Source organism: Paenibacillus shunpengii, from assembly GCF_042684905.1.
Classification (GTDB): Bacteria; Bacillota; Bacilli; order Paenibacillales; family Paenibacillaceae; genus Paenibacillus; species Paenibacillus shunpengii.
On record NZ_JBHUMJ010000004.1, the window covers coordinates 61,396 to 74,721 of the forward strand.

The window sequence follows — 13,326 nt, forward strand, 5'->3', positions numbered from 1 at the left end:
GGAGGTTTACCATGGCCAAACCGGTCTTTGCCAAGAACCGAACGAAGAGCCTGCCGCTGACCGCCCGCCGCCTTGTGAAGACCAAGCTTATCGGGCTTGAGGCAGACAAAGGACTTATTTTCAAGTGCTTCCTGTATGTCATCCTCATTGATACGGCTTATATCTATTTGAATCCGATTATCTATATGATCACGAGCATGATTAAGGATGCTGTGGATTTGATGGATCCGGCCGTGACCTGGGTGCCTCGGGTGATTTATTTTGGGATGCTTCAGGATGCATGGGAGATGCTGCAGTATCCCAAAGCACTCACCATCAGTTTATCCCTCTCTACGGGCATTGCCGTATTTCAGACCTTCTCCTGCGCAATTGCAGGTTATGCGTTTGCCAGGCTTGATATCCCTTTGAAGAACTTCTGGTTCTTTTGTTTGCTGCTTACCTTCATTGTACCACCGCAGCTGACTGTACTGCCGAAGCTGATTGCCGCTTCACACCTGGGTCTGCTTGAGTCTTATGTTCCACTCGTGCTGCCGGCGTTATTTGGCCAAGGAGTCAAGGGAGCGCTGTTCGTCATTATTTATAGGCAGTTCTTCGCCAAACAGCCGAAGGAGCTGGAAGAGGCAGCAATGATGGATGGAGCCAATCCTTTAAAAGTGTTCTTCCGAGTGATGCTGCCGCTGGCAAGGCCCGCCATTGTCGTCGTATTTCTGTTCTCCTTCGTTTGGAACTGGAATGACTTTTACACACCGAGCATTTTCCTGCACGGCATGGAGAATCAGCCTCTATCTGTCGGTGTAGCGAGCATAACGAATGAGATTAACATGCGAGCCGAGGAGATCGGTCCGTCCATCTATGATGAGCCGATGAAGATGGCTGCTTCGTTCCTGATGATTATGCCTCCGCTCATTCTGTATATCTTTGCGCAAAGATGGTTTGTAGAGGGAGTTGACCGCACAGGTCTCGTAGAGTAAGAAGGATGATGCTCACAATTTCAAATGGGGAAGGAGATACGATATTACCATGGTTACGAATCTGGACAGTCAAAAGGGACTGCAAACGATCCAAGGTTTAAGATCGCAATTTCTGCAACCTGATGGAGTATTTACCGCCATGCCTTTCTGGTTCTGGAATGGAAGGCTGGAGCGGGAGGAGCTGCTCCGGCAGCTCCGTGATTTTCGTGATAAAGGAGTCGAAGGCTTTGTTCTTCACCCGCGTATGGGTATACCAGATACGATTGGTTATTTATCCGATGAATTCATGACGCTCGTCGAAGCTGTGGTAGATGAAGCAGCGAGCATGAATATGCGTGTCATCCTGTATGATGAAGGAATGTATCCATCAGGCAGTGCCAATGGTGAGATTGTACGTCGTAATCCGGAATTCGCAAGCCGCGGGCTTGTTATGATAGAACAGCCAATGAAGAATACACCCGAATGGAGCATTCCGCTGGAGGAAGGAGACCGTATTGTATCGGTGCAGGCGATTCGCCGGACGGGGACTGATCTGGAAGGGATTGAAGCCAGTAAGACACAGATCATTGAAATGGCAGAGGAGTTTGGCGGCACCGTGAGCTTCGCTCCGCCGGATGAAGGGGAATGGTCATATGCCGCTTTTATCGACCGGTTAAGCTTAGGGACGATTCGCGGCATTCATTACGGACAGGACGATGGAGAGCCGGGGGCACCCCGTGCAGCCGATCTGCTGAATCCGGCAGCCATACAGCTATTCATTGAGCTTACGCATGAGCGGTATTATGAGCGGATCGGCCGCCACTTCGGCAGCAGCATCATCGCCATGTTCACAGATGAGCCGGATTTGCTCGGAAGAAAACACCGTAAGGGTATGCTGCCTTGGACGGCGGGATTCCTGGAGGAGTTCATCCGCAGTGGGAATCGTGAGGAAGAGCTTGCTCTCCTATGGCTTGAGAGCGGTGACCATACAGCTGACGTTCGGAGACGCTACCGCAAGGCGGTAAGACACAGAATGGAGCAGAGCTTCTATAAGCCGCTTCATGATTGGTGTGAGGCACATGGCATTGCGCTGACAGGACACCCTGCGGCGAGTGATGACATGGGGCTGCTACGCTATTTTCACATTCCCGGTCAAGATATTGTTTGGCGCTGGCTTGCTCCAGAAGGTGATCTTGGTATTACTGGCAAGCACAGCACGATGGGCAAATGCTCGGCCGATTCGGCGCGGCACCGGAACAAATCGAGGAATTTGAACGAGTGCTTTGGTGTATGCGGCAAGGGTAACAGCTGGGCTCTAACAGCAGATGATATGAAATGGTATTTGGACTGGCTCTTCGTCCGGGGCGTGAATCTGATATGTCCACATGCTTTCTATTACTCGATCGATGGAGAGCGGCTTCATGAACGGGCTCCCGATGTAGGGCCGAACAACATCTGGTGGCCGGAGTATAGCCGCTTCTCGCAGTATATCAAACGCATGAGCTGGATGATGACAGAGAGCATCAATCAGCCGGAAGTGTGTATTCTGTGCCGTGCGGATCACTTGTCCTGGGAACTGGCTAGACCGCTGTATGAAGGTCAAATGGAGTTCAATTATTTGGAGGAGGAGCTGCTTCAAGAAGAAGCTGTTCTTAAGGACGGAATGATAACTATAGCAAATCAGCGGTACCGTATTGTTCTGCTGGAGGATGTAGAGCAGTTTGAACCGAACACACGGGAGAAGCTTAAGGAATTTGTCCGGCATGGAGGAATCGTTGTGGAGCACAATCGAGTAACTGCATCGCCTGTAAGCTGTGCTGAACCGGGCTGGGAGATTCTTCATACCATCAAAGCAGCTGCAGATCGGGTGGATCAATTGCTCCCCTATCGAGCCGAATTCAAACCTGTAAGTCCTGGACTGAGAATCAGTCATGTCATAAAGGACAATATTCATCTGTATGTGCTTGTGAACGAAGGCGAAACAGCAATCAAGGGTACTTTATTCGTTAACGGTGAGGGTAAACCTGAATTATGGGATGCCTGGAGCGGTACCATTACTCCTGCACAGGCTGAAGTGAGGGATGGCGGAATGGATATCGCCCTAACCATCGAACGCAGGCAGTGCCTGGTACTCGCGCTGGACCCAGATGCCTCTTCAAATATAGACCCTGTCAGCACCAAGCTTGAGGCAGTTGCCCAGGACTTGAACGAGGGCTGGCAAGTCGATGGAGCAGAAGGAGCAATCTCGCTGATCTCATGGACCGAATGGGAAGGAAGAGCACATTTCTCAGGTACGGTGACGTATACTAGAGAGCTTGAATGGAAGCCATCGGCTTCCTATGCAGATGTTATTTTGGATCTAGGGGAAGTCCACGAGATGGCCAAGGTGTTCCTGAACGGGCAGCTTATAGAGACGAAGCTGTGGTCTCCGTACCGCTGTTCACTATCGGATCATTTATTAACAGGCAAAAATGTGCTGCAGGTCGAGGTAACAAATACACTGGCAAATCGTTATGATCAGGTATCATTACCTTCTGGAATCCTAGGTCCAGTAACGTTGACTACCTATACTGAAGTTTAGCTTTACTATCGGAAATATCCTTGCTGGAAAATGAGGGGTTACATATTGGCCTTGACCTTATAGGTTAAGGTTTTTTTATCATCTTGTGCTCAAAAGTATGCTTCCAAGCAGGGCTTCATTGGACATATGAATGTGTTGCCTTTTACTGCATATTTATGTAAATTAATAATGTATTCGCTTTAATTTCCATATTAAGGAGGAGGGAAATGAGGAAATATCCGAGCTCTAAAGGAAAGTATTATCGTAAAACGCTGCTTGTCATTCTGTTTGCCGCAAGTATTCCCGGTCTCCTCGCGAGTCTCGGTATTTACTGGTTTGCGGCAGGGGCCATCAAGGACGATATGACAGAGCTGCACCGTAAGCAAATGGAGGAGCGGGCTGCCGGCATGGATGATCTGCTGGGATATTTGGAGCAGAGCATAGCTAGCTGGTCTTTGGAATCAAGCTTCGGTGAAGATTTGAAGAACATGGATTTTTCTCTTCCCGCAAACAGCAATGAGATGCGGAATATTAGTCAGGTGCTTCATATCATCCATGGATCACATCCTTTAATTTCGCAAGTTCAATTATATATCCAGCATGAGAAAGAGCCCTATTTGTTTAATCCTCAGCTTACATACCTGCATGAGCCTAAACTGCAGCATGAATATGAGAACTTATTAACCCGACCTGAGCGATTTATGTGGAGCACACAGCCTACCGTACTTCGGGGGGCATCTCAGGAGGGGCCTGCCAAGAAGGAGCCGGTCATTATGCTGTCCCACAAAATAATTGGAGCAGACGGAGGTTCATTTGGCGTGCTCATGGTGACACTTGTACCGGAGAAGCTGCTCGATCAGCTGATGGCACTGACTCCTTATAATGAGGGCAGCGTGTTTCTGCTGGATGAAAATATGAAGCCGATGGTGTCCAGCAATGATGGAGTTGAGGCAGAGGTATTCGAGCGCAGTCTGCGGGAGGATATTTTAAAGACGGGACAGCCAAGTGGGAGCAGTATAAAGGAATGGAGAGGTGTCACCTATTCGGTGTCCTATAATACGTTTGATCGTCTCGGTGAGCAGTGGACATATGTTGCCGCAGCGCCAATGTCAGTGATTACATCTTCAGTGGAGCTCATTTCCACCATTATTTTTACAATCAGCCTGCCGATGCTGCTTGCAGCTCTGTTTCTTTCCTGGATTGCTTCACGCCATATATACTCTCCTGTCGAGCAATTTGTCACGCTGCTTAGAGGTAACAGGCAGCTGGAGAGCCCTGGCTATGCTATTGATGAATTCAAGCTGTTCGAGCAGGAATGGCAGGAAATTTCGCTAGAGAGCAAAGCGCTTCAGCTTCGACTTGAGGAGGAGCTGCCCCGAATCAAGGAGAGCTTTTTGCTTCAGCTCGTACAAGGGCATCTGCAAGCCTATTCTGAGAAGGATATTCGGGAGCGGATGAAGCATTATGGATGGAATGTGTCTGACCGCAAATTCACATTCATTATCGTGCAGCTGACTGGTCAGTCAGGCACCCCTTCTCGATTTGATATCGGCGAAGAAGGGCTGGCTGCCTTTGCTGCAGCAAACATTATTGAAGATACAGCTAGAGATCACTTGCCTCAGTATAGTGTTCTAAGTTTTCATAATCTGATGATCGGTGTGCTTGTAATTCAACCTCTAGAAGAGGTCCAACAGAATGGACTGCAGAGCTTTGCCGAAGCGCTGACAGCTGCTGTGAGTGGAACACTTAGACTTGCGGTTACAGTGACAATCAGTCAACCGACAACGCTTGTGCGATCACTTCCGAATCTATTCATTGAGGTGAATCAGGCCGCTACTTTACGGCTGTTCAGAGATGAGAATCAGATTATTGATATGAACCAGGAGTATGTTCAGTGGGATGAACATGCCGAATCAGGGAAGAACACCAATTATCCATTTGCACTGGACCGTGAAATGACGGAGGCGATGCGTATGGGTGAACAAGAGAAGATGGAGCTCTTGGTTGATGAGTTTCTGGGAGAAGTATCGGCAGGACATGAGAAGGAATACTGGGTTCAACAATGTGTTCTTCAGCTGTATGGCAGCATGCAGTATGTCATCCTGCAGACAGGAATACAGCCTCACCAATTGTTCAAAGGAAAGAACATGTATGAGCAGCTGTCCATAATTCGGGAGCCGCGCATGCTCTCGCAGTGGTTGAAGGCGTGCGTCATTCATCCGTATATGGAGCACCTCAAGAAACGGACGAATATACAAATGAAACGAATGGTTGAAGAGACGATCCGATTTGTTCATCTGCATTATATGCACGATATATCACTGGACAGCTGTGCCCATAAAGTGGGAACCACACCCTACACCTTAAGCCGTCTGTTCAAGCAGGTCACCGGCGTCAATTTTGTCGATTATTTAACCGATTATCGCGTTGTTCGGGCTAAGGAGCTGCTGCGGACGACAAATTTGAAGATTCATGAGATTGCAGAGGGAGTCGGCTATAAACACAGCTACTTTAATCGCATCTTCAAGAAATATGAAGGGATGACACCAAGTGAATATCGGGATGAGTGGAGAGCAGGCTGAACCTCTAGAACTCACGAAACGGCCGATCGCCATCAAATAATTTCTTGAATTCCTTGGGTGCCATTCGAGTGACTTGTTTGAATTTACGATTGAAGTGCGATACACTCGCGAAGCCAACCTGCTCGGAGATATAAATAATCTTGTGATTGGATTCGCGCAGCAGCTTCTCGGCTTCACGAATGCGGAGTGTATTGATGTATTCCTTGAATGTAAATCCTGTCGTTCGCTTAAACAGCCGGCTCAAGTAAAACGTGCTGATATGAAATTGTCCTGCGAGCTCTTCAAGTCCCAGCTCCTCACGAAAATGCTTGTTGCAATAAGCGATAATTTCGGCCATCCTTGCGTTCATGGAATCCTCCGGAACAGCGGGCTGGTCTGTTTGTGTTTTACGAGTGGAGAAGAGCAGGAACTGAACGAGCAGAGATTCCAAATAGAGCTCTCGACCGAAGGAGTCCTGCTGATTAAATTCATGGTGCATTTGAAACATCAGCCGCTCTATATAGCTCTGGTCCCTGATACTGAATTGGACCTTGCGATTATCCCGGTCGAAAGGGGACAGCAGAATTTCTAGCTGATCATTAGAGAAACGGCGCAAGAACCGGCTGCTGAAATAGAGCACCAGTCGTTCATGATCCGGGGTCTGATGATCAGAATCAACGGTTTTATGAATTTCATTTTTACCTATAAATAGAAGACTTCCCTTATCAATCGAATAACGTTTGTTCTCAATGTAATAGTAGCGGTGCCCTGAGAGAAGATAATACACCTCATAATAGTCATGATAATGATATTTCGGCATCGTATAGCTTCCTTTGCGCTTGGCCGGATAAATAGCGAAATCCTTCACGTACCTCACCTCCACGTGTAAGCATTTTGAAGATGGTTATAGTATAGCGCTCCTTGTTCGAGATAGATAGAAATAAATCCATAAAATAAGAGCAAAAAAGATCAAGGTGATGAAACTTAAGGCAAGAAAAGGTTAGAACGGTACCGTGAGCCATGGTAAAACTGAAATAAGATTAAGAACGAATTGTAATATCAATCAACTGATGGGTGTATTGCGACATACGCGTCGTCCGAATCGCAAAATGCAAACGCATTCTTCAATGCGAACTACCTTAGGAAGGAGACCTTGTACGTGATGACTGCAGAGATGAAGGACGGTAATAGAAGCAGTAAAAGCATGCTGGTCACGAGATATCCTTCTTCGTGGTGGAAGAGCAAATGGAGGGAAGCCCTGCCTTCCGGAAACGGGGTCATCGGGGCATCCGTGTATGGAGGTGTGCAGGATGAAACGATCCTGATCAACCACCTCGGTCTATGGCACGGCGGACAGATCGGCCTTCTTCCCGACGTCAGTCATACGCTTAAGGATACTCGAAGACTGATGAATGAGGGACGGTTCCAGGAGGCCAGCTGGGTTCTTACCCGCGCGCTCAAGGAAAAAGGGTATAACAGTACCCTGTCTGCTCCTCTGCCGCTAGCGGATTTAAGACTCTCCATGACAGGTCAGGAGGCGTTTCGGCATTACCGGCGCAGCTTGAATATGGAGACGGGAGAAGTGGCCGTATCCTGGCTGGATGGGGAGGTGGCATATGATAGGAGCTTGTTCGTGTCGCGTGCGGATCACATGATCGTATACAGGCTCAAATCTAGTGTTTCCAGTGTAGATGCTTCCCTTACGCTTGATATCCATCCGAGTGATAATCCTTCTAGAGCCGAGCAGCTGCAAGCTTTGAGAGAGACGATAGATTTGACAGCTCAGGGGGAGTTTCTGTCTTTTGCCGCGAGGCATGAGAATGGAACAGATTACGGTGCAGTTCTGAGGGTAAAGACAGACAGCGGCGGACAGGTGAGGCAAGAGGATGGACGGCTGCGGGTTACAAATGCGCATGAGGTCGTTATTCTCGTTAAGGTATTTACAGAGGAAGCAAGGAGCAAGGCGTGGCCCCGTCTGAAAAAAGAATTGGCAGAAGTGAGGTCCTCCTATACAGAACTGCTTGAAGCGCATGTATTGCTTCATAATGCCCTGTTTTCTTCTGCCTCCGTTGAGCTGATCAGCTCAGAAGAGCCTGAGAATTACGAGAACAGATCTACGGAGGAATTGCTACTGACCGCTTATGACGGTAAGGCCTCTGTCTCTCTGCTTGAGAAATTGTGGGCTTATGGGCGGTATCTCTATATTTCCTCTACTGAAGAGAAAGGTATGCCGATGCCTTTATATGGGTTATGGGGCGGAGATTACAGACTGATGTGGTGTCATTACATGGCTAATGAGAATGTGCAGATGATGAATTGGCACGCACCTGTTGGAGGTCTATCCTCTCTGATGAAGCCGTTGTTTCGTCATTATGATTCTCTACTCGAGATCTTTAAGGAGAATGCCCGTAAGCTATACGGTGCCAGAGGCATTTTCATTCCAGCTGGAACGACGCCGGGTATCGGAAGTCCGACCCAGATCGTTCCGGTGATCTTGAATTGGACCGGCGCTGCCGGCTGGCTGGCGAGGCATTATTATGAATACTACCTGTACACAGGAAATGAGCAGTTCCTGAGAGACGAGGCTTTGCCCTTCATGGCGGAGGCTGCCTTATTCTATGAGGACTTTCTGACGGAAGGAGAGGATGGGCTGCTTCATATTTATCCTTCGGTCTCACCCGAGAATACGCCGGGCAATTACATGCCTGATGCGGGAGAGTCAATGGATCATCCGATGCCGACGGCAATCGATGCTACCATGGACATTGCTATCATTAAAGAGCTGTTCACGAATCTTATCGAAGGCAGCCGAAGAACGGGACGCAGTGAGGAGGATATTGTTCGCTGGGAGTACCTTCTGAAGCGGCTTCCTTCCTATAAGCTGAACGAAGATGGAGCCCTGAAGGAATGGGTTCATCCCGAATTTCATGACAGATACAATCACCGGCATCTGTCCCACATCTATCCTGTATTTCCGGGTCAGGAATTTACGCGTGAGGAAAGTCCGGAACTGTTTCAAGGATTGGAGCAGGCCGTTCATAGGCGTGTTCTTGGAGCACAGACCGGCTGGTCGCTGGCACATATGTCGGCAATCTATGCAAGGCTGGGAGAGGGAGAGAAGGCGATTAATTCACTGGATATCTTGACCCGCTCCTGTCTGCTTACGAACTTATTTACGGTTCATAATGACTGGAGAGATATGGGAGTCAGTATGAATAAAGCCCAGGCGCCGGTTCAGCTCGATGCGAGTCTCGGGATCACGAATGCTATTCAAGAGATGCTGCTGTATGTATCCCCACGGATGGTGAAGCTGCTGCCGGCACTTCCCGATCGACTGGAGGCTGGCCGTGTTCAAGGATTTCGATTCTGCACCGGAAGCATTTCGATGACGTGGAACCGAAGGACAAAGAGCTTTGCAGCAGAGCTTAAGGCGGAGCGGGCCACAGATATTACGATTGTTCTTCCAGACATTGCAGCTAACTATCGACTAACCGGAGCAGACGTCGATGTTCATGCCTCAACGATCTACTCTCATACTTACGACATTCAGATGGAGCCAGGCCAAGTGCTGTATATTGCAAATGAGGAGGGCTAATGAATGATTAGTCTATGGAAACGCCAAGTTTCAATGACCTTGCTGACTGCGATGCTGGCAGTTATCGCAGTCCCCTATCAAGCATACGCACAGGATGAACCTCCTTCAGCGGTTCAAGCAGCGGCAGACAGCGAGGCTCTCCCGGCTTTTCCGGGAGCTGAAGGAGGAGGGATGTACACTACCGGAGGACGCGGCGGCGATGTCGTGTATGTGACGAACCTGGATGACAGTGGTCCCGGCTCGTTAAGAGAAGCAGTTAGCCAGGGGAACCGGACGGTTGTATTCAAAGTGTCTGGCAATATTACACTGGATTCTCCGCTGCGTATCCGAGGTGACAACATCACGTTGGCAGGGCAGACCGCACCTGGTGACGGCATCAGTGTCAACAATCACTCAACTTATATCGAGGCAGATCATGTGATCATCCGTTATATGCGATTTAGAATGGGGGATCACACCGAATCGACCGGCGATGGCATGTCAGCCAGAAGATACAGCAATATCATGATTGATCACTGCTCCGTCACATGGGGAGTTGACGAAGTGCTGTCTCCTTACGAGAACCAGAACACCACCGTGCAGTGGTCCATTATCGGCGAAGCGCTTCATATGTCCAGTCATTCGAAGGGAAGACATGGCTTCGGCGGTCTGTGGGGAGCGGGCAATGCAAGCTATCATCATAACATTCTGCTTCATAACTCAAGCCGTAACCCAAGAGTAAAAGGAACGCTGGATGACAATCAAAATTTCGATTTCAGCAACAACATCGTGTACAACTGGAATTATCTGAGCGGTTATGGCGGAGATCAAGCAGATATTAACATGGTGAACAACTACTACAAGTATGGTCCGGATACGTTGCTGGACAAACGAAGCATCATCCTCAGCCAGACCGGGGCAAATGGCAAGCTCCATGTATCCGGTAATGTCGTTGACGGAGATCCGGCAGTGACCCAAGATAACTGGATTGCCGTGAGTCCGGATACGGGCAAGGAGCTGGTATATGAGCCTCTTCAAGTCACACCGGTTACGCTGCAATCTGCAGCAGAGGCTTATGAGCTGGTGCTGAATCAGGCAGGGGCCATTCTACCGAAACGGGATTCCATCGATGCCAGACTTGTGAACGATGTACGTAACCGGACGGGAAGACACATTAACCACCCTGAGGAAGTGGGTGGATGGACTGAGCTTGCAAGCGAGGCGGCACCTGATGATACAGATCTGGACGGAATGCCGGATACGTGGGAGCTGGGGCAGGGCCTCGATCCGAATGATGCTGCGGACCGGAATGGCGACATCAATGATGACGGTTATACCAATCTGGAGAACTATTTGAACAGCATAGTTGGAAGCGGTTCCAACAATCCGGAAGTTGAGATCACTTCACCCGAGATGAATGCCTTGAAGGGCCAGCCAGGGAAGATCATGATTAACGCCGAGGCATCTGATCCAGATGGAAGCATCGCCAAAGTCGAGTTTTATGCCAGCGGTGTTAAGCTTGGAGAAGATACATCCGCCCCTTATCAATGGAAATGGGATGACCTGCCGGAAGGCAGCTACTATATTACTGCTCGAGCGGTAGATAACAGCGGTACAAAGACGGACTCTGCTGCAGTCGTCGTCCATATTAATGCTAACGGAGAGCTTGGGGCTTGGAACTCTGCCGATATCGGTGCGCCGGGCATAGCCGGTCATGCTGATCTAAGAAATGGTGTATTTACAGTGAAAGGAGGAGGGAACATCGATCCGCTCTTCGCAGGTAACAGCGGGAAGACGAATGAGGATCAGTCCTTTCAATACGTATATCAGCTGCTCGAAGGCGATGCAGAGTTCATTGCAAGATTGGATCAGTTGTCCGAAACGGCTCCTCATAATCGTTCAGGGCTGATGATCCGCAGCAGCCTAAGTCCGGTAGCCAAAGAGGCCATGATCGGATTTTCGGTTAGAGGCGACCAGTACTGCTCCGTGTTCTACAGCAGACAAGACGAAGGGGGACAGATGGTACAGACCCCACCGATTCCATCGCTGAGCACCCCTTACTGGTTTAAGCTGGTTAAGGAAGGGAATACCATCACCGGCTATCACTCCGCTGACGGTGTAGCCTGGACGGAAGTGTCGTCTGTCACGATGGCAGGGCTGGATACCTTTTATATTGGTATGGCCGTTGACGCGGGAGATGAGAATAATCCGGTAGAGAATTATAATACTTCTCTGTTTTCCGAAGTGCAGCTGTTACAGCAGTAAGATTTATGTTTCTCTTGATTCTAACATTTGAAGGGGGATCATTATGAACAGTCGCAAATTTTACTCCGTGATGTTGACGTTATGCTTAAGCTTGGTATGGGTACTTAGTGCTTGCAGCTCGGGCGGTACCGGAAATGCAGGCAATACTGGTGGAGGGGAAGAGCCTGGCGGAACGGCGGCAACGTCAGTCGTGAACAACAAGGATGGAAAAGATACATTGTATGTGTATTCCAACAGCGGAGACTCTGTAGAGAGCTGGAACGAGCGCTTTGGAGATCTGCTGAAGGAGAAGTTTCCGAATTATACAATTGAATACATTCCGAAGACCAATGAGGTCGGTCTGAAGGAATTGATCACAGCAGGACAGCGCATCGATATTTACTGGGAATCCATCGGCGGATTCTCGACATATCTAACGGACTTCGATCTGCAGTACGATATGACGGAGCTGATTGAACAGCATGAGATCGATATGACCCAATTTGAACCGACTATTGTGGATGCCATCAAGCAGATCTCCGGAGATCAAATATGGGGCGTACCCGTCTTTAACAACACGATGGTGCTGTACTATAACAAGGACTTGTTCGATAAATTTGGCGTCGATTATCCGGTGGACGGTATGACATGGGATGAAGCCGCTGAGCTGTCCAAGAAGCTGACACGTACTGAAGGAGATAAGTCCTATGTCGGCTTGTCTTCCTCAGAGACTCATCTTCTGCTGATGAATCATCTATCCATCCCTTATGTCGACCCGGAAACGAAAAAGTCTACACTGGATCAGGATGAGCGCTGGAAAAACTTCTATGAGACCGTATTTGTCAAACCAGCAGATGTATCCGGCTATCGCGAATATATGCAGGCCCATGAGAACAAGCTGCCTTATCGTAAGGAATTCCTTGAAGCCCAGGAGCTTGCCATGTTCGGCTGGCTGTCTTCCATCACATCGGTATTTCCTGACGAGTTCTCGAAAATGAACTGGGATATGGTCGCGATGCCGACCTTTGCGGATGCACCTGGAATCGGTACACAGGCCTACCCTACCTACTTCAGCTTAACGAAGATGACGGAGAATAAAGATGCGGCAATGGAAGTCATTAAATATCTCGTCTCGGAAGAAGTACAGACGAAGCTCTCCAGAAACGGAATTATGCCGGTTCTGAATAATGACAGCATTATTGAGCAGTATGGAGCGGACAGCGTATACCAAGGCAAGAACTACGGCGCGGCGTTCTACAATGAATTCGCTGAAATTCCTTATAAATCGGATCATGATCGTACGATTAATACACCTTATGCCAAGGCAGCTCCTAGAGTGGTGCTCGAGGGAGACTTTAATACGATCTTTAGAGAATACGCGGAGGAATCCAACCAGAAGATGACAGATGCCGGGGCAGAGTAATTTATAAAGACTAT

7 protein-coding genes are annotated in these 13,326 nt (G+C 48.8%); 6 read left to right on the forward strand and 1 reads right to left on the reverse strand.

The window, feature by feature from the left end; translation table 11 throughout:
• The first annotated feature begins 11 nt into the window (after window positions 1-11).
• The 3 genes from ACFSVM_RS16655 to ACFSVM_RS16665 all read left to right on the forward strand — a co-directional run bounded on the left by ACFSVM_RS16655 (window position 12) and on the right by ACFSVM_RS16665 (window position 6,092).
• Window positions 12-971, forward strand: coding sequence for a carbohydrate ABC transporter permease (locus tag ACFSVM_RS16655; RefSeq protein ID WP_379263504.1), 960 nt, complete (start codon window positions 12-14; stop codon window positions 969-971).
• Between the two features lie 49 nt (window positions 972-1,020).
• Entirely contained in the window at window positions 1,021-3,531 is a 2,511-nt protein-coding gene (locus tag ACFSVM_RS16660) for a glycosylhydrolase-like jelly roll fold domain-containing protein (protein ID WP_379263506.1), read from the forward strand.
• A 206-nt stretch (window positions 3,532-3,737) separates the two neighbouring features.
• Complete coding sequence (locus ACFSVM_RS16665; protein ID WP_379263508.1) at window positions 3,738-6,092, forward strand: AraC family transcriptional regulator; 2,355 nt, start codon at window positions 3,738-3,740, stop codon at window positions 6,090-6,092.
• 4 nt (window positions 6,093-6,096) lie between these two features.
• Here the strand turns inward: ACFSVM_RS16665 and ACFSVM_RS16670 are convergent, their stop codons facing one another.
• On the reverse strand, window positions 6,097-6,939 hold the full coding sequence (locus ACFSVM_RS16670) for an AraC family transcriptional regulator (protein WP_083655896.1): 843 nt from the start codon (window positions 6,937-6,939) through the stop codon (window positions 6,097-6,099).
• A gap of 294 nt (window positions 6,940-7,233) precedes the next feature.
• Here ACFSVM_RS16670 and ACFSVM_RS16675 point away from each other — a divergent pair, with 294 nt between their 5' ends.
• The 3 genes from ACFSVM_RS16675 to ACFSVM_RS16685 are packed head-to-tail and all read left to right on the forward strand — an operon-like array spanning window position 7,234 to window position 13,312.
• Window positions 7,234-9,666: a glycosyl hydrolase family 95 catalytic domain-containing protein gene (locus ACFSVM_RS16675; protein WP_379263838.1), complete on the forward strand. Its 2,433-nt coding sequence runs from the start codon at window positions 7,234-7,236 to the stop codon at window positions 9,664-9,666.
• A gap of 3 nt (window positions 9,667-9,669) precedes the next feature.
• Entirely contained in the window at window positions 9,670-11,910 is a 2,241-nt protein-coding gene (locus tag ACFSVM_RS16680) for an Ig-like domain-containing protein (protein WP_379263510.1), read from the forward strand.
• Between the two features lie 43 nt (window positions 11,911-11,953).
• Window positions 11,954-13,312, forward strand: a complete 1,359-nt coding sequence (locus ACFSVM_RS16685) for an ABC transporter substrate-binding protein (RefSeq protein WP_379263512.1) — start codon at window positions 11,954-11,956, stop codon at window positions 13,310-13,312.
• The last annotated feature ends 14 nt before the right edge of the window (window positions 13,313-13,326 follow it).

Excerpts from the sequence above, each read along its gene's own strand:
- ACFSVM_RS16655 (WP_379263504.1), top strand. The coding sequence starts at position 12 with ATGGCCAAACCGGTCTTTGCCAAGAACCGAACGAAGAGCCTGCCGCTG.
- ACFSVM_RS16660 (WP_379263506.1), top strand. The coding sequence starts at position 1,021 with ATGGTTACGAATCTGGACAGTCAAAAGGGACTGCAAACGATCCAAGGT.
- ACFSVM_RS16665 (WP_379263508.1), top strand. The coding sequence starts at position 3,738 with ATGAGGAAATATCCGAGCTCTAAAGGAAAGTATTATCGTAAAACGCTG.
- ACFSVM_RS16675 (WP_379263838.1), top strand. The coding sequence starts at position 7,234 with ATGACTGCAGAGATGAAGGACGGTAATAGAAGCAGTAAAAGCATGCTG.
- ACFSVM_RS16680 (WP_379263510.1), top strand. The coding sequence starts at position 9,670 with ATGATTAGTCTATGGAAACGCCAAGTTTCAATGACCTTGCTGACTGCG.
- ACFSVM_RS16685 (WP_379263512.1), top strand. The coding sequence starts at position 11,954 with ATGAACAGTCGCAAATTTTACTCCGTGATGTTGACGTTATGCTTAAGC.